The organism is Vibrio sp. 10N.286.45.E10 (assembly GCF_002874195.2).
GTDB classification, from domain to species: Bacteria; Pseudomonadota; Gammaproteobacteria; order Enterobacterales; family Vibrionaceae; genus Vibrio; species Vibrio crassostreae.
In genome coordinates this window covers 2,016,535-2,039,557 of the sequence record NZ_MCWD02000001.1, presented here as the reverse complement: position 1 = coordinate 2,039,557, position 23,023 = coordinate 2,016,535, and the positions used below count along the sequence as shown (strand labels likewise).

19 protein-coding genes, 1 tRNA gene and 1 riboswitch are annotated in these 23,023 nt (G+C 43.6%); of the genes, 17 read left to right on the top strand and 3 right to left on the bottom strand.

What is annotated here, in order from left to right; all coding sequences use genetic code 11:
- The first annotated feature begins 25 nt into the window (after positions 1-25).
- From sph to BCU34_RS08910, 3 genes are all read left to right on the top strand, one after another.
- On the top strand, positions 26-1,513 hold the full coding sequence (gene sph / locus BCU34_RS08920) for a sphingomyelin phosphodiesterase (RefSeq protein ID WP_240698029.1): 1,488 nt from the start codon (positions 26-28) through the stop codon (positions 1,511-1,513).
- Between the two features lie 678 nt (positions 1,514-2,191).
- Complete coding sequence (locus BCU34_RS08915; RefSeq protein ID WP_102479572.1) at positions 2,192-3,523, top strand: excinuclease ABC subunit B; 1,332 nt, start codon at positions 2,192-2,194, stop codon at positions 3,521-3,523.
- A 19-nt stretch (positions 3,524-3,542) separates the two neighbouring features.
- Positions 3,543-3,983: a hypothetical protein gene (locus tag BCU34_RS08910; RefSeq protein WP_102286074.1), complete on the top strand. Its 441-nt coding sequence runs from the start codon at positions 3,543-3,545 to the stop codon at positions 3,981-3,983.
- A 205-nt stretch (positions 3,984-4,188) separates the two neighbouring features.
- Here BCU34_RS08910 and BCU34_RS08905 read toward each other — a convergent pair.
- Positions 4,189-4,264 (bottom strand) — tRNA-Asn (locus BCU34_RS08905).
- 509 nt (positions 4,265-4,773) lie between these two features.
- Here BCU34_RS08905 and uvrB point away from each other — a divergent pair.
- The 3 genes from uvrB to luxU all read left to right on the top strand — a co-directional run bounded on the left by uvrB (position 4,774) and on the right by luxU (position 8,864).
- Positions 4,774-6,804, top strand: coding sequence for an excinuclease ABC subunit UvrB (gene uvrB, locus BCU34_RS08900; RefSeq protein ID WP_102479573.1), 2,031 nt, complete (start codon positions 4,774-4,776; stop codon positions 6,802-6,804).
- A 302-nt stretch (positions 6,805-7,106) separates the two neighbouring features.
- The gene (gene luxO / locus BCU34_RS08895) at positions 7,107-8,495 is read left to right on the top strand and encodes a quorum-sensing sigma-54 dependent transcriptional regulator LuxO (RefSeq protein ID WP_004734031.1); all 1,389 of its coding nucleotides are present in this window, start codon (positions 7,107-7,109) and stop codon (positions 8,493-8,495) included.
- Between the two features lie 24 nt (positions 8,496-8,519).
- Complete coding sequence (gene luxU, locus BCU34_RS08890; RefSeq protein ID WP_102433499.1) at positions 8,520-8,864, top strand: quorum-sensing phosphorelay protein LuxU; 345 nt, start codon at positions 8,520-8,522, stop codon at positions 8,862-8,864.
- 118 nt (positions 8,865-8,982) lie between these two features.
- Here luxU and BCU34_RS08885 read toward each other — a convergent pair whose 3' ends face one another.
- Positions 8,983-9,870 carry a YvcK family protein gene (locus BCU34_RS08885; protein ID WP_102433498.1) on the bottom strand — a complete coding sequence of 296 codons (888 nt, stop codon included), beginning with the start codon at positions 9,868-9,870 and terminating at the stop codon, positions 8,983-8,985.
- Positions 9,871-10,064: 194 nt separating this feature from the next.
- Positions 10,065-10,217: riboswitch (molybdenum cofactor riboswitch) on the top strand.
- Between BCU34_RS08885 and moaA the strand changes: the two genes are divergently transcribed.
- The 11 genes from moaA to BCU34_RS08830 all read left to right on the top strand — a co-directional run bounded on the left by moaA (position 10,206) and on the right by BCU34_RS08830 (position 20,646).
- Entirely contained in the window at positions 10,206-11,195 is a 990-nt protein-coding gene (gene moaA, locus BCU34_RS08880; protein WP_102479575.1) for a GTP 3',8-cyclase MoaA, read from the top strand. (Overlaps the previous riboswitch by 12 nt.)
- 356 nt (positions 11,196-11,551) lie before the next feature.
- Positions 11,552-12,064 (top strand): molybdenum cofactor biosynthesis protein B, encoded by a 513-nt coding sequence (gene moaB / locus BCU34_RS08875; RefSeq protein WP_004734027.1) that lies wholly within the window; start codon positions 11,552-11,554, stop codon positions 12,062-12,064.
- A 12-nt stretch (positions 12,065-12,076) separates the two neighbouring features.
- Positions 12,077-12,556 carry a cyclic pyranopterin monophosphate synthase MoaC gene (gene moaC / locus BCU34_RS08870; RefSeq protein WP_017093480.1) on the top strand — a complete coding sequence of 160 codons (480 nt, stop codon included), beginning with the start codon at positions 12,077-12,079 and terminating at the stop codon, positions 12,554-12,556.
- On the top strand, positions 12,553-12,798 hold the full coding sequence (moaD, locus tag BCU34_RS08865) for a molybdopterin synthase sulfur carrier subunit (RefSeq protein ID WP_048662065.1): 246 nt from the start codon (positions 12,553-12,555) through the stop codon (positions 12,796-12,798). The genes moaC and moaD overlap by 4 nt, the downstream gene beginning before the upstream one ends.
- A 2-nt stretch (positions 12,799-12,800) precedes the next feature.
- Positions 12,801-13,274, top strand: coding sequence for a molybdopterin synthase catalytic subunit MoaE (gene moaE, locus BCU34_RS08860; protein ID WP_102433497.1), 474 nt, complete (start codon positions 12,801-12,803; stop codon positions 13,272-13,274).
- A gap of 650 nt (positions 13,275-13,924) precedes the next feature.
- Positions 13,925-15,556: an ABC transporter substrate-binding protein gene (locus tag BCU34_RS08855; RefSeq protein ID WP_102479576.1), complete on the top strand. Its 1,632-nt coding sequence runs from the start codon at positions 13,925-13,927 to the stop codon at positions 15,554-15,556.
- Between the two features lie 114 nt (positions 15,557-15,670).
- Entirely contained in the window at positions 15,671-16,591 is a 921-nt protein-coding gene (gene oppB, locus BCU34_RS08850; RefSeq protein ID WP_017062174.1) for an oligopeptide ABC transporter permease OppB, read from the top strand.
- Between the two features lie 12 nt (positions 16,592-16,603).
- Positions 16,604-17,506: an oligopeptide ABC transporter permease OppC gene (oppC, locus tag BCU34_RS08845; RefSeq protein ID WP_048662067.1), complete on the top strand. Its 903-nt coding sequence runs from the start codon at positions 16,604-16,606 to the stop codon at positions 17,504-17,506.
- Positions 17,507-17,548: 42 nt separating this feature from the next.
- Complete coding sequence (locus BCU34_RS08840) at positions 17,549-18,520, top strand: ABC transporter ATP-binding protein (RefSeq protein WP_048659733.1); 972 nt, start codon at positions 17,549-17,551, stop codon at positions 18,518-18,520.
- On the top strand, positions 18,517-19,509 hold the full coding sequence (oppF, locus tag BCU34_RS08835; protein ID WP_017632507.1) for a murein tripeptide/oligopeptide ABC transporter ATP binding protein OppF: 993 nt from the start codon (positions 18,517-18,519) through the stop codon (positions 19,507-19,509). The genes BCU34_RS08840 and oppF overlap by 4 nt, the downstream gene beginning before the upstream one ends.
- Positions 19,510-19,707: 198 nt before the next feature.
- Positions 19,708-20,646, top strand: coding sequence for a glutathione S-transferase family protein (locus BCU34_RS08830; protein ID WP_102479577.1), 939 nt, complete (start codon positions 19,708-19,710; stop codon positions 20,644-20,646).
- Between the two features lie 82 nt (positions 20,647-20,728).
- On the opposite strand, the gene pta is transcribed toward BCU34_RS08830, so the two are convergent.
- Positions 20,729-22,894, bottom strand: coding sequence for a phosphate acetyltransferase (gene pta, locus BCU34_RS08825; RefSeq protein ID WP_048659731.1), 2,166 nt, complete (start codon positions 22,892-22,894; stop codon positions 20,729-20,731).
- Between the last annotated feature and the right edge of the window lie 129 nt (positions 22,895-23,023).

Genomic DNA, 23,023 nt, shown 5'->3' with positions numbered 1-23,023 from the left:
CAGTTTAATAGGAGATGCACTAACCATGACTAAATATCTAATATCAGTCTTGCTCATACTGATCAGTCTTAATTCGCTAGCTGAGGAGATCAGCTCACCCCCCAAGATAATGAGTTATAACGTTTATATGCTGGATCATCGTCTCGGCGTTTTCGTTGGTGGGACTAATCCAAATAAACGAGCACAGTTATTGGCGAACTCTTCGGTTTTTGATGATACTGACGTGGTTATATTTAACGAAGTGTTCGACAACCAAGCGAGCCAAATACTTATCGATGCACTCGCTCAGAAGTTTGGATATTTAACTCCTGTCTTAGGCCGTACAAAAAATGGCTGGGATCACACTGAAGGTTGGCGATCGACATCTCTTGATGATGGCGGCGTGATTGTATTCAGTAAATATCCGATTGAGTACAAGTCACAAGTGATCTTCAGAGATGGGTGCGGTGCAGACTGGGCATCTCAAAAAGGTTTTATACATACCGTCATTAATAAAGGTGGAGAGAGATACAATATTATCGGCACTCACGTTCAAGCTGATGATGATACCTGCAAAACTCCTCCCTCTGTGGTTAGACAAGACCAGTTTGCACAAATAGAGAATTATATTTTCGGGGCAAATCGCTCAGCTGACGAAATGTTTTTTATTGCTGGTGATCTAAATGTAGCAAAAGAGTCACAAGAGTTTTCTTCAATGCTCGAGACCTTAAATGTAGCAGAGCCGACCAATTACGCCGGTGCGCCTTACTCATGGGACCCTGCAGTAAATGGTTTAGCACACGCAAACTATTCTGATCTAAAAGGGCAATTACTTGACTATGTTCTGGTCGAGCGTAGTCACAAGCAACCCAAGAACTGGCACAACCAAGTGTTAGATATCGCATCGGATAGAGTTGCTTTACCTGGCACACAGGAGCCGTATTACTTTTATGAGTATTCAGACCATTTCCCTGTCGCTGCGTTTGAGTATGCAGATGAAAGCACGCCAATTCATAGTGTGCGTCCAATCAATAAGCCATATAACTCAATCAGGCTAAAGCATCGATCGACTGGTGAATATGTTTACGCGGATCCAAATGTGCCTAATGGCTGGCTTACCTACGGTCGCGATGGAGAGCAATCCAACGCTAAGTTTAAGTTAGATAACTGGCATCCATATAATGGTACTTGTATTCACGACAATGACTATGTTCAGATCTCAAGGAAAGATGATTATAAAGATTACTACTGGACCTATAGTAGTAATACGTATTATACCGAAGATCACGACTCTTCTGACTTCATGAAGATCAGCCGCCCAACAGAATCCGAAAGCTGCATCCAGAATGGTGATGTCGTATATATTTATGATCATGCGCATCATTTGTGGACATCAGCGGACAAATATCTTGAGCCTATAAATACGTACATCAAAGCGACTAAGGAGCTGCCAGTTAGCGAAAATGGGCTGTTCATTATTGAGATGGATAACTTTGAATTCTCTGACTGGGAATTGAGTCTAACTTATAAATGAACATATTCTAAATGTTGATTTTTCTTGAAATTACTTGATTTTCAGTACTACTTGACTCATTTGGTTTATTGTAAATAGTGAAACATTAGAGTGTGTTTGGTGATAGTAAGCGGTGGGGTTGATTAGCCATCAATGCAGCCCAGAGGTCACCATCGTTAAATAAAAAGCCACTTTAGTGTGGCTTTTTACATTATAAAAAAATAATTCTCTCAATTATCGGTTGGTTAGTGATTGGCTAACCGAATTTTTGAAATTTGGTTTTTATAAGTACCTTAATTATAAAAACTAGTTGGTATGGTTTTTGGCTTTGGTAAGATGTTGAATTATGAACTTTGATGGATACTTTGAAAAAATACAAATTCAAATAGAGAAGGTAGATTCACTTGAAGACCTACTAATATGGCGGAAGAGAATTAACATAGGACATTCAGGCCTCTCGTATCGTGTAGAACAAGGTCGGCTTATTTCCCATTGTTATCGGAGGTTTAAGGACGAAGAATCTAAAATGAACGGTCTTAACTTCTCCTGCGATATATAAAATGTCCAATTTGGTATTTTCAGGTATATTCAACGATAAATAGATTTTTTTATTACAACTTTATTGTGAATATATTTTTTTTACTCGCTAATTTTAAAAGGCATCGATATTGGTGCAAATGCAGTTAAAAGGAACGAGTGATGAAATTAAAACACTTCAGTTTAAGCTTGATAACAGTCTCTATGTTATCTGGCTATGTTAATGCATCTCCTATCCCTGGGATTGATGATGCCTACTTCAAAGGGGCTGATGAGTATGTTGCGTACGATGATCCTGCGACAGCCTGTGATATCTTTAATGCCAAAGTAGAATACATTAACAATCACCTAGAGCAGCAGGGTTTACCTGGAAAAATTGCGAACCTCTGTCAGCATGCCAGAATAGAAGATGGTCAAATTGAAGAGCAATTTATTATCACTTCTCAGAATGGTGCTTATAGCTATGGTAAGGAGAAGTACAAAATTCATGAACAGGTTGATGTCGCACGTACCATCGATTTGTTGATGTTTTCTCAGTCAAATAAGACTAACTATATTATGGCGGTTGACGGTAGCATGAATGTCACGCGTCAAACCCTTGCCGACGGAGGCTATTTTTTCGAGTGGGAAGATGAGAAAGTTGCGCCACACTTTTATTACCCAGAAGGATACTTAGGTCAGATCTTCCATGGTAATTCTCAATTTAATTTCATGTCAGGTGACAATGCCTACAATTGGGCTCACAAGAAAGCCGTTGATGAGGCTCCTAATAATGCGAAAGAGCAATCAAGGCTGACTTGGAAGTACTTGTCTGAAGAGTGTGAAAACGATAAAAACAACGATTACTGTCTCCCTCAAAGACGACATGGAAATCTGTTTGTGAACCAGCAAAGCTTTCCAAGTTCGAGTAATTTGAACAAAGAGATTTCGTTAGCTGAGAGTACGTCTTTTAGTTTCGATATTACTGGCTCTTTTGAAGCGAGCAAATCAGATGGTCCGTCTGCTGGTCTGGGTGTTGGGTTTGGTTTTAGCCAAACTAAAGAATCGAGTCAGACACACAATATGTTGAATTACACCTCGGTTGATGAAGGCAATGATATCGGCCACTCGCTTGTCCAGACTATTAATACAAAAGCTGTGGGAGAAGCTGGGTATTACAGAGATGCTCCATCTGCAGAATTTTGGCATGTAAAGAACGCTGCTGAAATTTGGGGTGAAGACCTGTACCGAGTTTACGACCTAAAGAGCTATGAGACGTGGCAAGAAAACTACACTGCTGATTGGAATACTTGTGTTGACCAAAAACTGGTATTCGGCAATGCGGTGACGGTTTCGCGCGCCTATCTCAATATGTATGGCAGTAGTTGGTCAATTAATGAGAATGAGTCAACTTTATACCAAAGAGATTCTAACTACGGCATTACGATCGATACCGATTGCGATATTGACGATAAAGGTCAAACGTTCCGCATCATGAAAGAAACAATTCTTTAGTTATTAGAGGGTAAAGAGAATGAATTTTGTTAAAAGTACTGTTTTTGCTAGTACACTGCTATTGTCTTTGGCTTCTAATGCTGCGAGCCTATCTACCATTGGAACGCAAGATAATGGTGTGTTCAATGAGATGCAGCAAATCCAACTGAAGTCTGCTGGAGAGCGAAGCTCTGCGAAATCTGCGGATATCTTTTTTATTAATAGTAATGATGTTCAAGTTGAAGATCTGACTAAAGAGCTACTGAAAGATTTTAACTCTATCGTGATCGTTGGCGACTCATTCAAAAATAAAGAATTGATGATTAAGTTGGTTGGATTTGGTATTGAGAGAGAAGTGGTAGCCATCACTAATATCCACGATTCATCGAAGCGTCAGATCAATACCTACAGTAAAGGCGATCAAGCTGGCGATGATAAGGTAGCTGCGGTTTTGACGGACACGATCGCTCGTCACCTATAATGCAATATAAATGGATTCTACGAGATACCCATTACTTCTCGGGTAGTTTGTAGTCTCAAAAGTTAAGTGAGCCACGGATTAGTTCGTGGCTTTTTTGATCAACGATGAACGTGAGCGGCTAAGTTTGTGACATTAACTTGGAACAAGTTAGTCGCAGTTACATACGAAAAAAGCCCAATCGAAAGATTGGGCTTTTTTCTGAATTTGGCTCCCCTTGCAAGACTTGAACTTGCGACATACGGATTAACAGTCCGCCGTTCTACCAACTGAACTAAAGGGGAATTGCTTGTTAGCGACGCGAATTCTAATAATTGTCCGAATTTCTGTCAATAAAAAATATCAGAAAAAAGTAAGATAAAAAACTTTACTTTCTTGAACACCTTATTGGATTTAGCTTTGCTTTAGTTATCCACCAAAATTGTGGATAAGTGTGTGTGTGAAACTTTAACAACAATCATTGGGATAAATCGAAAAATGTAAAAATCTTATCTAACTCAATGTATTTAAAAGATTTATATCAAAATATCGCGATTGTATAACTTTTGTAGATTATAAACCGAACAGTAAAACAAGCGGTATTTTTAGATTTTTTGGGGAAAAGTAGTGGATTAAAAATCGAGTAATTTAGCTGAAGAGATCTTGCAGGGGCACGTATAATACCAAGTTCTAAAAATAAAAGCTATAACTGATATCTGATCTTAAGATGCATTTCTCTAGATAATAGTTGCAACGACACTCCACCTAGAGTGACAATGACCTGATTAAAAAAACAGTATGGAAATGGCGACCTATGAGCAAACTCTTTGACTTGGTATCGGACTACAGCCCGTCCGGTGACCAGCCGACGGCGATAACCAAATTATTAGATGGACTAGATTCTGGTTTGGCACATCAAACTCTATTAGGGGTAACGGGCTCTGGTAAAACCTTTACCCTTGCCAACGTCATTTCCCAATCTCAAAGACCTGCGATCCTATTAGCGCCTAACAAGACATTGGCGGCTCAACTTTACGGTGAGATGAAATCTTTCTTTCCAAACAATGCCGTTGAGTATTTCGTTTCTTACTATGATTATTACCAACCTGAAGCCTACGTTCCAACCACGGACACGTTCATCGAGAAAGATGCGTCTGTGAACGCTCATATTGAACAGATGAGGCTCTCGGCAACCAAAGCCTTACTAGAACGAAAAGACGCCATCATTGTGGCTTCTGTGTCGGCGATATACGGTCTTGGTGACCCTAAGTCGTATTTGAAGATGATGCTTCACTTGAGTCGTGGTGAGGTGATGGATCAGCGTGATATTTTGCGCCGTTTGGCTGAACTGCAATATTCAAGAAACGACGTCGCTTTTGAACGTGGTCAGTTTCGAGTCCGTGGTGAAGTGATCGATATCTTCCCGGCTGAATCTGACCAAGATGCGGTTCGAATTGAGATGTTCGATGACGAAGTCGATTGCATTAGTATCTTTGAACCACTGACTGGTGCGATTAAGCAAAGAGACTTACCGCGCTTTACCGTTTATCCAAAAACTCACTATGTAACCCCAAGAGAAAAAATTCTCGAGGCGATTGAGAACATCAAGGATGAATTGCGAGATCGTGCTCAATACTTAAAAGACAACAATAAGCTTCTCGAAGAGCAGCGTATTTCTCAAAGAACTCAATTTGATATTGAAATGATGACTGAGCTTGGCTTCTGTTCCGGTATCGAAAACTATTCACGATACTTGAGCGGCCGTGCGGAAGGGGAAGCGCCTCCAACGTTATTTGATTACCTGCCTGATGATGGTTTGCTGATCATCGATGAGTCACACGTGACTGTGCCGCAAATTGGTGCGATGTATAAAGGTGACCGTTCTCGTAAAGAAACCTTGGTCGAGTTTGGCTTTAGATTGCCTTCTGCATTGGATAACCGTCCAATGAAGTTTGAAGAATTTGAGTCTATAGCTCCACAAACGATTTTTGTGTCGGCAACGCCGGGTAATTACGAGATTGAAAAATCAGATGGCGAGATTGCTGATCAAGTGGTGCGTCCTACTGGCCTGTTAGACCCGATCATTGAAGTAAGACCGGTCGCGACTCAGGTGGATGACTTGTTGTCTGAAATCAGAATCCGTTCAGTGAAAGAAGAGCGCGTGTTGGTCACAACATTAACTAAGAGAATGGCGGAAGACTTAACCGAATACTTAAGTGAGCATGGCGTTAAAGTGCGTTACTTGCACTCTGATATCGATACCGTTGAGCGTGTCGAGATCATCCGAGACTTACGTTTGGGCGAGTTTGACGTGTTAGTGGGTATTAACTTACTTCGTGAAGGTTTGGATATGCCGGAAGTATCGTTGGTGGCGATTCTTGATGCAGACAAAGAGGGCTTCTTGCGTTCTGAGCGTTCTCTGATCCAAACCATTGGTCGTGCCGCGCGTAACCTCGAAGGTAAGGCGATCTTATATGGTGACTCGATTACTAAGTCGATGAGAAAAGCGATTGATGAAACCGATCGTCGTCGTGAGAAACAACAGGCCTACAACGAAGAGCAAGGTATTACACCACAAGCGCTGAAACGTAATATCAAAGATATTATGGAGCTGGGTGACATCACCAAGTCGAAACAGCAGCGTCAATCTAAGCAAGTTCCACTATCTAAGGTGGCTGAGCCATCTGAAAGTTATGCAGTGCTTACGCCACAGCAGCTTGATAAAGAGATCAGTAAGCTAGAAGCTGCGATGTATCAGCATGCTCAGAATCTGGAGTTTGAGTTGGCGGCGCAAAAGCGTGATGAGATTGAACAGATGAGAAAGCAATTCATTACCAACAGCTAGTCTCACTTCTTACTCAAGAAGTTCATACCCTCAAGATAAGAATTGAGAGTGGTTCAGACAAAAAAACAGCCAGTAGTAATTGTTCTACTGGCTTACGTTTGTGAACACTCGGTTCACTAACAACGTCAGTTGGCTAGGTGACCCGAAGGTCATTTATATTACTGCATCGTTCGTGCCAGATAGATAAAACATTGATTGTTTGAAGTAAGTAAAAAAATACATCACAAATATTGTGGCTAATTTGCATAATGCAAAGCGGAATGCGACTATAATAAGAAATGCAAATTATAAATGGCTAGGATATGCAATCAAAAACGTTAGATAACAAATCAAAGTATTTGTTGATGGTGGAGGATACGGCTTCAGTCGCAGCGTTATATCGCTCGTATCTTACACCGCTCGAAATTGATATCAACATTGTCGGCACTGGCCGCGATGCAATTGAGAGTTTGAATCATCGAATCCCTGACCTTATTTTATTAGATCTACGTCTGCCTGATATGACGGGTATGGATGTGCTCTTTGCTGTAAAACAAAAGTACCCTGAAGTGCCCGTTATCTTCATGACAGCGCACGGCTCTATCGATACCGCCGTAGAAGCAATGCGTCATGGTTCTCAAGATTTCCTTATCAAGCCATGTGAAGCCGACCGACTTCGTATTACGGTGAACAACGCAATCCGTAAGGCTACCAAGCTTAAGAACAGTTCGGAACATCCGGGAAACCAGAACTATCAAGGTTTTATTGGCAGTAGCCAAACTATGCAGCAGGTTTACCGAACTATCGATTCCGCCGCATCGAGTAAAGCGAGTATTTTCATTACCGGTGAAAGTGGTACGGGTAAAGAGGTATGTGCAGAAGCGATTCACGCGGCGAGTAAGCGTGGTGATAAGCCTTTCATCGCCATCAACTGTGCGGCAATTCCTAAAGACTTGATTGAAAGTGAGCTGTTTGGCCACGTAAAAGGTGCCTTTACTGGCGCGGCAACGGATCGCCAAGGTGCTGCTGAATTGGCTGACGGTGGAACACTGTTCCTCGATGAGTTGTGTGAGATGGACCTTGAACTGCAAACCAAGCTTCTGCGTTTTATTCAAACCGGTACTTTTCAAAAAGTCGGCTCTTCGAAGATGAAGAGTGTGGACGTTCGTTTTGTGTGTGCGACCAACCGTGACCCTTGGAAAGAAGTACAAGAAGGTCGCTTTAGAGAAGATTTATACTATCGTTTATACGTGATTCCGCTGCACTTGCCGCCACTGCGCGAGCGTGGTGAAGATGTCATCGAGATTGCGTACTCGTTACTAGGCTATATGTCGGTCGAGGAGGGGAAGGCGTTTGTACGTTTTGCTCAAGAAGTACTTGATCGCTTTAATCAATATGAGTGGCCGGGTAACGTTCGTCAGCTACAAAACGTGTTGCGAAACGTGGTGGTTTTGAATAACGGTAAAGAGATTACTCTAAACATGCTTCCGCCCCCATTGAACCAACCGATTGAAAACAGCCTGCGATTGAAAGAAAAGCAGAATGAAGACATCACGGTAAAAGATATTTTCCCATTGTGGATCACTGAGAAAACGGCCATCGAACAGGCCATTAAAGCGTGTGATGGCAATATCCCCCGAGCAGCAGGCTTCTTAGATGTGAGTCCTTCGACCATATACCGTAAGTTGCAAACGTGGAATGCGAAGCAGTAATCACCAAACAATAAGAAAATAATAATGACGAAAGTATTAAATCAGCAAAAAGTTGATGAACTTGCCGGCGAAATAGGGCAAGAGAATGTCCCAGTATTACTGGAAATATTTTTAGGTGAATTGAAGGGATACCACGAGCACTTAGAGCTAAACAAAGATACCGATACGTCTAAGTATTTGGCCGATATCAGCCATGCGTTGAAGAGCAGTGCTGCGAGTTTTGGTGCCGATTCTTTGTGTAGTTTTGCTATTAGCTTAGACGCAAAAGTGAAGCAAGCATTGCCTGTGACAGATATTGATTTTCAAGATATGCAGGAACTTCTACTATCGACTTATACTGAATATCAGCAGTTGATGACTGATCTCTAAAGCGGTTAATCGCTAAATATACAGGTAGAGATACAGAGACTAAAAAAGGAGCATGATGCTCCTTTTTCGTTTTTACCGGCTTCTGGTGTTTAGCTTAAGCCACTAAGCCACTAAGCCACTAAGCCAGTTGAGCCCGAATCGCTTGTTGAAGTTTTAAACGGTCATGTCGCCAATCTCGATTAGGAGAGGCAAGATCGGTGGTCACGCAGTTCCAAAGCCCTTCAAGTTCAGGGTGCGGCGCATTGCCCAGTACAACATCAATTTTTCTCGCTTTGCAGGTACGTTCACACCATTCAAGCTGTTCTTGAAGCGTCATTTTTCCTGCAGGACCGTGTTCTGGAGATAGGTTTTCAATGAAGATAACCTTAGCCTTGGTGTTCTCAGCGATGGCTTTCCCAATCTCTGGAAGGAGAAGAGGGGGCATCACACTGGTCAGGAAGCTGCCAGGGCCAAGAACGATACAGTCGGCTTGTTCGACGGCTGCAACGGCTTCTTTGGTTGCGGGCACTTCTGGAGACAGATCCATCATGCGCAGTTTTTCTGTCATGTCATCAACGTTGGTTTCGCCGGTTACCCAACGTCCGTCCATTGATAGGGCTGTGAGGTCAGAAGGGTGCTCGGTCATCGGCACGATATTGACGTCGACCTTGAGCATATTTCGAATTAGGTTAATCGCTTCTAGTGGGCGAACCGAGAGGTTGTCTAATGCCGTGAGCATCAGGTTACCCAAGTTATGACCGTCGAGTTCACCTTGGCCGCGAAAGCGGTATTCAAACATCATCGAGCTGATTGAAGGTTCAGTGATCAATTGGTTGATACAGTTACGAGTATCTCCCCAAGCGATACCACCTTGGCAGTCTCTAATTCGTCCGGTTGAGCCGCCATTATCCGTTGTTGCAACAATGCCAGTTGCGTTGTTACCAAAGTCTTTTAGTGCAGCAAGCATACGACCTAAGCCATGGCCTCCACCGATTGCTACGACCTTCTTTGAAGCGTAAATATTCATTTTTTGTTCTTGTTAGGTTATTACCAACTATAATTTAGGTTAAATGCTTCTCGCTATATACTCAACAAGAGTTATTTTGAGCGTTTGATACGTTTTTTTTGCCGATGTGACCCGTTTTTTACCATCAGAGCTAGATTCACGTACAAATATTAAGTATTTTATTACTCAGCTACTGCACGTATGAATATGACGTGCGGTTGCCATAACTCCGAGCTCTCGCATGCTAAGTCGCACAGTGGTATTTGCTGTACCGATACGCATCAAGAGCCAGTGACATGTTGTCACAAGGGCTTAATTGGAAATGATTATGCCTCCCGTGTTTGGAAAGGTGTTCCGTGGCGCAACAATTCGAAGATAGATTCCATCGCAAGTTTTATTACTTGCGCTTGTCGGTTACAGACGTTTGTAACTTTAAATGTACTTACTGCTTGCCGGATGGTTACAAACCGTCAGGGCAAAAAAACTCGTCTTTTTTAAGTGTTCCCGAGATCAAACGCGTTGTAAAAGCGTTTGCAGATTGTGGTACCTCAAAGATCCGCATTACAGGCGGAGAGCCGAGTCTGCGTAAAGACTTTCCTGAAATCATACATACCGTTGCTTCTACTCCAGGCATCGAAAAAGTGGCCACGACAACGAATGGCTACCGCATGGAGAAACAAGTAGGGCAATGGCGCGATGCTGGTTTAACCCATATAAACGTTAGCGTGGATAGTTTAGATTCACGTATGTTCCATCAGATCACTGGTGAGAATAAGTTTACTGAGGTTATGCGAGGCATTGATAAAGCGTTTGAGGTTGGCTATGAACAAGTCAAAGTCAACGTTGTATTGATGAAAGACCTCAACAGTCAGGAATTACCAGCCTTCCTTAATTGGATCAAAGACAAACCTATTCAATTACGTTTTATCGAGCTGATGAAAACCGGCGAGATGGACGAGTTGTTCGATAAACACCATGTCTCTGGCGTTGCGATTCGCAATCAGCTTATTGCTAACGGTTGGCTGTTAAAAGTCAAAGCGGTTAACGATGGTCCAGCACAAGTGTTTGTCCACTCAGACTACAAGGGTGAAATTGGTTTGATCATGCCTTACGAGAAAGACTTCTGTGAGAGTTGTAACCGACTGCGTGTTTCTGCGACTGGTAAACTTCACCTATGTCTGTTTGGCGACCACGGTGTTGAACTGCGAGATCTGATTCAAGAAGATCAACAAGAGCAAGAGCTCATTGATCGAATTCAGGCTCAGCTTCAAACCAAGTCTGTTAGCCACTTCTTACATGATGGCAACAGCGGCATGACTCCAAACTTGGCGTCAATCGGCGGTTAACCCGCTATATACTCTAAAGCATTTTATCGCTCAGCTTCTTTAGGCTGGGCGAATCAGTCTAGGGCGTGTTGCTCTTTCGAGCTGATTTTTGCAGCGAGTTGCTGGGTATTTATACAAGGCAGAGGCTTTGATGTGTAGCTAGCCTGCATGAGAAGCCGATAACGTAGTAGAAATGACCAGCAAACGCTGCCCGAAGGGTTCGGCTAAAAGCGTTTTACTCTTTGTTGAGGGAGATTTGCTTAGAATGACTAGGCTACTTCCCCCTCGCCGCGATTAAAACGCTTTTATCTCGAACAAAATTTAATCACGAAAGGTCAACACGCCCTCATAATTGAAAAATTTATATAGGTGAACAAATGGGTCACGCAGAAAGCAAATTCCAAGCAGCAAACATCGCAGTACTAACCGTTTCAGATACTCGTACAGAAGAAAATGACACGTCCGGTGGTTACCTAGCTGAGCATGCTAAAGAAGCAGGCCACAACGTGGTTGATAAGCAAATTGTTATCGATGACATGTACAAGATCCGTGCGATCGTATCCAAGTGGATCGCTGATGAAAGCGTACAAGCGATCATGATCACTGGCGGTACTGGTTTTACTTCTCGTGACAGCACGCCTGAAGCGCTTAAGCCACTATTTGACAAAGAAGTAGAAGGCTTCGGTGAGCTATTCCGTCAAGTATCTTATGAAGAGATCGGTACATCGACAATTCAATCTCGTGCGATCGCGGGCTTTGCTAACCACACAGTTATCTTTGCGATGCCAGGTTCTACAGGTGCTTGTCGCACAGGTTGGACTAAGATCATCAAGCAACAAATGGATGCTAGTCACCGCCCTTGTAACTTCATGCCACACCTTTCTGTATAAGGCGGTTTGAGTATGAGCCAATTTACACACATTAACGCGTCTGGCGAAGCAAACATGGTCGATGTATCGGCAAAAGCTGAGACAGTACGTGAAGCGAGAGCGGAAGCTTTCGTAAAAATGTCTGCTGAAACGCTAGAGCTGATTGTTTCTGGTAGCCACCATAAAGGCGATGTTTTTGCAACGGCACGCATTGCGGGTATTCAAGCGGCTAAGAAGACGTGGGATCTGATTCCACTGTGTCACCCTCTGCTATTAACCAAAGTAGAAGTGCAGCTTGAAGCTATCGAGTCTGAAAACAAGGTTCGCATCGAATCTGTTTGTAAGCTTGCGGGTAAGACAGGCGTAGAAATGGAAGCGCTAACTGCTGCTTCTGTTGCTGCGTTAACGATTTACGATATGTGTAAAGCTGTTCAGAAAGATATTGTTATCGAGAATGTACGTCTGTTAGAGAAGACGGGTGGTAAGTCTGGTCACTTTAAGGTGGAATCATGATTACAGTTCTTTTCTTTGCTCAAACTCGTGAACTTGTTGGTGTGGACAGCGTTGAAGTTGATGCACAGTTCAAGACGATTGCAGCGATTCGCAGCCACCTTGTAACACAAGAAGGCAAATGGGATATCGCATTGGAAGAGGGCAAGCTTTTGGCTGCGCTTAACCAATCAATCGTACCTTTGACGACTGAAGTGAAAGACGGCGATGAAGTGGCTTTCTTCCCACCAGTGACTGGAGGCTAGTCATGAATGATTCTCGAGTTATAGATCTAAGAGTAGTAGTTACTGCAGAAGACTTTTCTGTGGGTGACGAATACGATTATCTAGCTCAAGGCACAGCTGCAGGAGCGGTAGTGACGTTTGTTGGTAAAGTTCGCGACATGAACCTTGGCGACAACGTGATTGGTTTGTCTCTAGAGCACTATCCGGGTATGACAGAGAAGTCGCTGAGCGAGATCTGTGATCAAGCTGAAGCGCGCTGGCCTATTCAGAAGATGCGAGTGATTCATCGCGTTGGTGACCTAGATATCGGTGACCAGATTGTTTACGTTGGTGTATCAAGTGCACATCGTGGCGCTGCCTTCGAAGCGTGTGAGTTTGTTATGGACTTTCTGAAAACCAAAGCGCCGTTTTGGAAAAAAGAACGTACCACTGAAACAACTCGCTGGGTTGATTCTCGCGATTCAGATACCAAAGCTGCGGAGCGTTGGGAGAAATAATTCTCGCAATATGATGTTGCTTCAAAAATTTGTTCTGTTGATTGAGACAGTAAAAAGCCGACTATTATGGTCGGCTTTTTTGTGCGTGTTATAAAGCTATTTATAAATAATCGGCGCATTAATAAATGATTAATCACTCAAGTTGCATATAAATTCGGCGCGTGATTTTGTCTGTCTTGGTGCATTTCTAAATCTGTTTTGGTGCAGTGCATTATGCTGTTTTGTATAAAGTGATAACCCTCACAAATAGTGGAGTCTATTTAGGGGATATGTGATGTGCAATTAGATTTCATGTGGCATTAATGTTAATTTGCCGACAGTGTTCTAGCATAAGATGCTAAAAAAAAGTATCAACACAGATATATCAACACTAAAGGCTGTTTTTTAATTAATCCCTATGTGTAACTCACTATGCATTAGGTTTTTATTAGAGATTTACACTATTACCTTGAGTTAATCGGAGAATTATCCGATTTTTTGCGACTTGTTTATGGCAAATTACTTCAATGGTTGATAGTGTGTGCCTCAATCTTTGTAAGGTTTTAGATTTTTATGCTTAAATTTTGAGCTAAATAAATCTAAATCACTGCCGTTCAGTGAACCAAGCAAAGAAGTCATGGATGCAATACATAAAACTTGGAGTTTATTAAATGTACAAGAATAAAATCACTCAGGCCCTTCTTCTAGGTGCTGGTTTGGCAGTGGCTGCCTCTTCTACTCTTTCTATCGCTGCTGAAGTTCCAGCAGGCACAGAACTAGCAAAAGTTCAGGAACTTGTTCGTGGTAACGGTACTGAAGTTGCGACTATCGACCCACACAAATCTCAAGGTGTACCAGAATCTCACGTAATTCGTGATCTTCTAGAAGGTCTAGTGAACCAAGACGGCGACGGTAATACTATCCCTGGTGTTGCTGAAAGCTGGGAAACGACAGACAACAAAACATTCACTTTCCACCTACGTAAAGACGCAAAATGGTCTAACGGCGATCCTGTAACAGCTGAAGATTTCGTTTACAGCTGGCAACGTGCAGTTGATCCTGCAACGGCTTCTCCATACGCTTGGTACATGGAATATACCAAGATGGCGAATGCGAAGGACATCGTAGCGGGTAAGAAAGACAAGAGTGAGCTAGGCGTTAAAGCTGTAGATGCAAACACGCTTGTTGTTGAATTAGAAACAGCGGTACCATACTTCGTAATGATGATGGGCCACACAACAATGAAGCCAGTACACAAGGCTACTGTTGAAGAATTCGGTGATCAATGGACTAAGCCTGACCACTTCGTTGGTAACGGTGCATTCTCTGTTGATAAATGGGTTGTTAACGAGCGTTTAGTTCTAAAGCGTAATGACCAATACTGGAACAACGATAAGACGGTTCTAAATAAAGTAACCTTCCTACCAATCGAGAACCAAGTAGCGGAAATGAACCGCTTCCTATCTGGCGAAATCGATTTTACAAACGAACTTCCAACTGAGCACTTCAAGCGTCTTCAAAAAGAGTACGCGGAAGATGTATCTGTAGCGGGTAACCTATGTACTTACTACTACATCTTCAACACGAAGAAAGCACCATTTGATGATGTGCGTGTTCGTCAGGCAATCTCTTACGCAATCGACCGTGATATCGTAACAGGTGCTATCCTAGCGCAAGGTCAAAAACCTGCGTACTTCCTAACGCCTGAAATCACAGCTGGCTTCGATCCTGAGCTACCAGCTTACGGTAAGATGTCTCAAAAAGAGCGTAACGCAGAAGCAGAACGTCTTCTTGAAGAAGCCGGTTACGGTAAAGATAACCCACTTAAATTCAACCTACTTTACAACACTTCAGAGAACCACAAGAAGATTGCTGTAGCGCTAGGTTCTATGTGGAAGAAAACACTGGGCCTTTCTGTAACACTTGAGAACCAAGAGTGGAAAACGTACCTATCTTCTAAAGATTCTGGTGACTTCGAAGTAGCACGTGCTGGTTGGTGTGGTGATTACAACGAAGCGTCTTCGTTCCTAACGCTAATGAAGAGTAACAACACTACCGGTGGTGTTCACTACGACAGCGCGACTTACGATAAAATCATCGATAAAGCACTTAACTCAACTTCAGAAGAAGAGCGCAAAGCACTTTACCTAGAAGCTGAGGCGCTAATGGCAAACGACATGCCAATCGCTCCTATCTACCAATACGTGAAATCACGTCTACTTAACCCGCATGTTGGTGGTTTCCCAATCAACAACGCGGAAGACAAGATCTTCTCGAAAGACCTATACATCAAAGCTCAATAATAAGCTTCGATTCTAAAAAGTTAATATAACTATAACGATACAGACACTACATGCGCAGGGCGCGCATGTAGCGTCTTTCTAATTTTAATTGTCACAGACTGAAAGAGTGAGTTTATGCTTAAATTCATTATGAAAAGGATATTTGAAGCGATTCCAACCATGTTGGTGTTGATCACTATATCTTTCTTTCTCATGCGTTTCGCACCGGGTAACCCGTTTTCAAGCGAGCGTCCATTACCGCCAGAAGTTATGGCTAACATCGAAGCTAAATACGGCTTAGATAAACCAGTATTTGAACAATACACCACGTATTTGACAAATATCTTACAAGGTGACTTCGGTCCCTCTTTTAAATACCAAGATTACACAGTAAATGAGCTGATCGCGGTTGCTCTTCCAGTATCTGCGAAGGTAGGTTTCGTTGCCTTTATCTTCACACTATTGATGGGGGTCACCGTCGGGACGATTGCCGCCTTGAAGCACAATACCTGGGTCGACTACACCATAATGTCGACCGCCATGCTCGGGGTGGTGATGCCATCCTTCGTGTTGGCACCGGCGCTTATTTACCTTTTCTCCCTGCACTGGAACATATTCCCAGCAGGTGGTTGGCATGGCGGTACATTCATGTACATCGTGCTGCCTGTTATTGCGATGTCTCTTCTTTACGTAGCAACTTTTGCTCGTATTACTCGCGGTAGCATGATTGAAACGCTAAACAGTAACTTTATCCGAACTGCTCGTGCAAAAGGTCTAAGCTACCGTTATATCATTCTAAAACATGCACTTAAGCCAGCAATGCTACCTGTTGTTTCTTACATGGGCCCTGCGTTCGTAGGTATCATCACAGGTTCAGTTGTTGTTGAAACCATCTTCGGCCTACCAGGTATCGGTAAGCTGTTTGTTAACGCCGCGTTTAACCGTGACTACTCGCTAGTAATGGGTGTAACCATCTTGATTGGTTTCCTATTCATCTTGTTCAACGCAATCGTTGATATTTTGCTAGCGTTGATTGACCCGAAAATTCGCTACTAACAGGGACTGGTTATGTTGAAGAAAAAAGAAAATTTAGAAGCGATCGAAAAGTTCTCTGAGAGTTTAGAGATTGAAGGTCGTAGTTTGTGGCAGGATGCTCGCATTCGTTTTATGCGTAACAAAGCTGCGATGGTCAGCCTGTTCATCCTTACTATTATGGTACTGGCGGTTATCTTCTTACCGATGCTAGCTCAGTATACTTATGATGATACTGACTGGTACGCAATGCACGTGGGTCCTAATGCGGATCACTGGTTTGGTACTGATAGCTTAGGCCGTGACTTGTACGTTCGTACGCTTATCGGTGGCCGTATCTCACTGATGGTTGGTGTGATGGGTGCATTCGTAGCGGTACTGATTGGTACGCTTTACGGTGCCGCTTCTGGCTTCATCGGTGGTCGTACTGACCGAGTTATGATGCGTATCCTAGAGATCTTGTACGCGGTTCCATTTATGTTCCTAGTTATCGTTTTAGTAACATTCTTTGGTCGTAACATCATCCTAATCTTCGTTGCTATTGGTGCGATTGCTTGGCTAGATATGGCGCGTATTGTACGTGGTCAAACGCTGAGCTTACGTAGTAAAGAGTTCATTGAAGCAGCACACGTATGTGGTGTGAGTAAATGGAAGATCATTACACGTCACATCGTACCTAACGTACTGGGTATCGTAGCGGTTTACTCTACGCTGCTTATTCCAAGCATGATCCTTACAGAATCATTCTTATCTTTCCTTGGTCTTGGTGTTCAAGAGCCTATGACAAGCTGGGGCGCATTGCTTCAAGAAGGTTCGCAAACAATGGAAGTTGCAATCTGGCAACTGACGTTCCCTGCGGCATTCATGGTAGTTACGCTGTTCTGCTTTAACTACGTAGGTGATGGTCTGCGCGACGCGCTTGATCCAAAAGACAGATAAAGAAATAGCAATTAAAAGCTATAAAAGATTAAGGAAGCAATAATGAGCTTATTAGATGTCAAAGATCTGCGCGTCGAATTTACCACGCAAGATGGTATCGTAACCGCAGTAAACGATCTGAACTTCTCACTCAACCAAGGCGAAACGCTGGGTATCGTGGGTGAGTCAGGTTCCGGTAAATCACAAACTGTATTCTCTATCATGGGGTTGTTGGCGAAAAACGGCATCATCTCTGGTAGTGCAAAATTCGAAGGTAAAGAGATTCTTAACCTTCCGGAAAAGGAACTGAATAAAGTTCGTGCTGAACAGATCGCGATGATCTTCCAAGATCCGATGACATCACTGAACCCTTACATGAAAGTAAGTGATCAGCTGATGGAAGTACTTATGCTGCACAAAGGCATGGGTAAAGCAGAGGCGTTTGAAGAATCAGTACGCATGCTTGAAGCGGTGAAAATCCCTGAAGCACGCAAGCGTATCACCATGTACCCACACGAGTTTTCTGGTGGTATGCGTCAGCGTGTGATGATCGCAATGGCACTATTGTGTCGTCCTAAACTGCTTATCGCTGATGAACCAACAACCGCTTTAGATGTAACTATTCAAGCGCAAATCATGGAATTGCTGAACGAATTGAAAGATGAGTTCAACACGGCAATCATCATGATCACCCACGATTTGGGTGTAGTTGCAGGTTCATGTGACAAGGTACTTGTGATGTACGCTGGTCGTACAATGGAGTACGGCACGGTTGATGAAATCTTTTACGAACCAAGCCACCCATACGCAGAAGGCCTACTGAAAGCGATTCCTCGTTTGGATACAGAAGGTGAAATTCTACCGACGATTCCAGGTAATCCACCAAACTTACTTCGCCTGCCAACAGGCTGTCCTTACCAAGACCGTTGTCACCGTGTAATGGACCGTTGTAAGCAAGAAGCACCTATTTTGACGCCATTTGGTAATGACCGTCAGCGTGCTTGTTTTTCTGACTGGGAGACTTGGACAAAATGAGTGTAGATAAGCAGTTATTATTAGATATTAAAGACCTGAAAGTTCACTTTAGCATCGCAGCTAAATCAGCGTGGCCTTGGGCAAAACCGTCAAACCTGAAAGCTGTTGATGGCGTTGATATTCACCTTTACGAAGGGGAGACGCTGGGTGTAGTAGGTGAGTCTGGTTGTGGTAAATCGACATTTGCTCGCGCAATCATTGGTTTGGTTGAAGCGACAGACGGCGAAGTCATGTGGTTAGGTCAAGACCTAACTAAAATGCAGGAAGTACAGCGTCGTGAAACTCGTAAAGAGATTCAGATGATCTTCCAAGACCCACTAGCATCGCTTAACCCGCGTATGTCTGTTGGTGACATCATTGCTGAGCCTCTAGAGACTTTTTACCCAGAACTTTCTAAACAGGAAGTGAAGGACCGAGTTAAAGAGATGATGGCAAAGGTTGGTCTACTACCAAACGTAATCAACCGTTACCCGCATGAGTTCTCAGGCGGTCAGTGTCAGCGTATCGGTATCGCACGTGCACTTATCTTAAAGCCTAAGATGATCATCTGTGACGAACCTGTTTCGGCATTGGATGTATCTATCCAAGCTCAAGTAGTTAACCTTCTGAAGGAGCTACAAAAAGAGTTAGGTTTGTCTTTGGTATTCATCGCACACGATTTGTCGGTTGTTAAACACATTTCTGACCGCGTGTTGGTGATGTACTTAGGCAACGCGGTAGAACTTGGCGAGTCAGATGCTTTGTTCTCTGATCCTAAGCACCCGTACACCAAAGCGTTGATGTCTGCAGTTCCAATTCCAGATCCTCGCTTAGAGCGCAGCAAAACCATTCAGATGTTGGAAGGTGATCTACCATCACCAATAAATCCGCCATCAGGTTGTGTGTTCCGTACTCGTTGCCCACAAGCAACAGAGGCGTGTGCGCAAACTAAGCCAACGATTCAAGGCGATGACGTTCACGCAGTATCTTGCTTGCACGTACAAGTCTAGAGCCTATTTAAAACGGTTCAGCCTGTGACAGGCTTAAGCGCGACTAGTTATTAGAGTCGCGCTTTTTTTGTCTTAGGCTTATTGGTCCGCTCAACAAGCTTCATCAAAATATTCGAACAACTAAGCCAACTTCTTCTAGTTTTGAAAAAGTTGGCTTTTTTTATACTAGAGAAAAGTAAGCATCACAGAGGTTTGGATATGGGCAAGTTAGTTGAAGGTGTTTGGCACGATGTGTGGTACGACACCAAAGAAAGCGGTGGTAAGTTCGTTCGTGAAGATGCGGGCTTTCGCAACTGGGTTGAAAATAAAGCCGGAGCGCACTTTGAGCCAGAAAGTGGTCGTTACCACCTATACGTATCGTTAGCTTGTCCGTGGGCGCATCGCACGCTGATCTTCCGTGAACTGAAAGACCTAACCGATCATATTGATGTGACGGTGGTTTGCCCTGACATGATGAGTGAAGGTTGGCAAATGGGCTTGCCTGAGCCTCTGTTCGGTCACACTCGAATGCACCAAATCTACACCCAAGCCAAACCGGACTATTCAGGTCGAGTCACGGTTCCTGTTTTATGGGATAAGAAAACCAATACCATTGTGAGCAACGAGTCGTCTGAAATCATCCGCATGTTCAACTCAGAGTTTAATGAGCTAACGGGCAACACTGATGATTACTACCCATGGGAATTGGCGAGCAAGATTGATGAATGGAACGACTACGTCTATCCGAACATCAATAACGGCGTTTATCGTACCGGCTTTGCGACCACACAAGAGGCCTACGAAGAAGCGTATGACGCGTTATTTGAAGCGTTAGACAAAGTGGATGCCCATCTTAGCGAACACCGTTATCTGGCGGGTAACGAGATTACAGAAGCGGATTGGCGGTTGTTTACGACCTTGGTTCGATTCGATGCAGTGTATGTTGGCCACTTTAAGTGTAACAAGCAGCGAATTTCAGACTACGTCCATATTCAAGGTTACTTAAAAGAGCTCTACCAGATCGAAGGCATTAAAGATACGACCGATTTTTATCACATCAAACGTCACTACTATTACAGCCACACAGGTATCAACCCAACCCAAGTTGTACCGAAAGGACCTGTGCTAGATTTAGAATCGCCACATGGACGAGTCTAGGCTTACCAAATAGTTCTTTTACTCCAGACATAAAAAAACCCTAGATAAAAATCTAGGGTTTTTGCTTTCTACAAAAGAAAAATTAGTTAATTACTTTTTCTTCAGCTTGTGCAGCTTGGTCTGCTTGGATAGCCGTTAGAGCTACTGTGTAAACGATATCGTCTACTAGAGCGCCACGAGACAAGTCATTTACTGGCTTGCGCATACCTTGAAGCATTGGACCGATAGATACTAGATCTGCTGAACGCTGTACAGCTTTGTAAGTCGTGTTACCCGTGTTTAAGTCTGGGAATACGAATACTGTCGCTTTACCTGCAACTGGAGAGTTAGGCGCTTTAGAAGCTGCTACGTTTTCCATGATTGCTGCATCGTACTGTAGAGGACCGTCGATCACTAGATCAGGACGTTTCTCTTGAGCAAGTTTGGTTGCTTCACGTACTTTATCTACGTCTGCACCCTTACCAGATTCACCAGTAGAGTAAGAGATCATAGCAACACGTGGGTCGATACCGAATGCCGCAGCAGAATCTGCAGATTGGATAGCGATTTCAGCAAGCTGTTCAGCTGTTGGATCTGGGTTGATCGCACAGTCACCGTATACAAGAACTTGATCAGGCAGAAGCATGAAGAAGATTGAAGATACGATAGAAGCATCAGGAGCAGTCTTGATGATCTGGAACGGAGGAACGATAGTGTTCGCCGTTGTGTGAACAGCACCAGAAACTAGGCCGTCAACCTCACCAGCTTCAAGCATCATAGTACCTAGGAATACTGAATCTTCTAGCTTCTCACGAGCTACAACTTCAGTCATACCTTTAGCGCCACGAAGTTCTACTAGACGAGCTACGTAGTTTTCGCGAACTGATGCAGAATCGATGATTTCAACGCCAGCGCCAAGCTCAACACCTTGCTGTGCAGCAACACGACGAATTTCTTCTGGGTTACCTAGAAGTACACAAGTCGCGATACCGCGCTCAGCACAGATAGCCGCAGCTTTAACTGTACGTGGCTCGTCACCTTCAGGAAGAACGATACGCTTAGCCGCTTTACGCGCAAATTCAGTTAGCTGGTAACGGAATGCTGGTGGACTTAGACGACGAATACCTTGAGTACCTTCAGATAGAGAATCAATCCAAGGGCCATCGATGTGGCTTGCAACGTGATCGTTAACGAACTCGATACGCTCTTTATCGTCTGCAGGAACTTCTAGGTTGAAGCTCTGTAGGTTTAGAGACGTCTGCCAAGTGTTACCTTGAGCTTTGAAGATTGGTAGACCTGAAGCGAATGCCGGTGCACAAAGGTTAGCAATGCTTTCTGGAATGTCGTAACCGCCAGTAAGTAGGATTGCGCCAATCTCAACACCGTTTTTCGCAGCAAGAGCCGCAGCAACGATAACGTCAGGACGGTCTGCAGAAGTTACTAGCAGTGAACCTGGCTTAAAGTGCTCAATCATGTGCGGTAGAGAACGTGCACAGAAAGTGATGCTCTTAATACGACGAGTCGCGATTTCACCTTCGTTGATGATTTCAGCGTTAAGGTGCTTAGCCATATCAACCGCACGAGTTGCGATTAGGTCGATGCTCCATGGCACGCAGCCAAGAACACGGATAGGGCTAGAGTTGAAGATTTGCATTACTTCAAGGTTCGCTTGCTGAGCGCTGTCTGCATCATCAAAGATTTCAGATAGGTCAGGGCGAGTACGGCCAGCTTCATCAACAGGAGCGTTAAGCTTGTTGATGATTACGCCTTTGATGTTCTTGTTCTTAGTACCGCCGAAGTTAGAACATGCTACTTCGATACGCTCTTTAAGTTGCGTAGGGTTGTCAGTACCAGGAGTCGCAACGAATACGATCTCCGCGCCAAGTGTTTTCGCGATTTCCGCGTTCACTTGGTTAGCAAATGGGTGCTTACGAGTAGGTACTAGACCTTCGATTAGCGTTACTTCTGCGTCTTTGTTGATCTTGTTGTATTGCTCAACAACAGACTCAAGAAGCTCGTCCATTTTTTCGCTACCGATCAAAGCTTCAGCTTTAGTCATTGCGATTGGCTCACCAATCTTAATGTCGCTGTTTGCGCTGATGATAGTAGACGTTAGATCTGGCTGGTTACCACCGCTGCGAGGCTGAGCGATTGGCTTGTAGAAAGAAACACTTACGCCCTTACGCTCCATAGCGCGAAGAACACCCATGCTAACACTAGTAAGACCAACACCAGCGCTTGTAGGGATAAGCATAATAGTACGTGACATTGACGAACACCTTTGACTATTGGAAATAAAAAAAGCTCAACTGCTATTCCCACCGATATTTAAATTGGGGTAGGAATAGAAGTTGAGCCCCATTTTCTTGATATGAAAAACTGACTAGCTTCGAGTGAA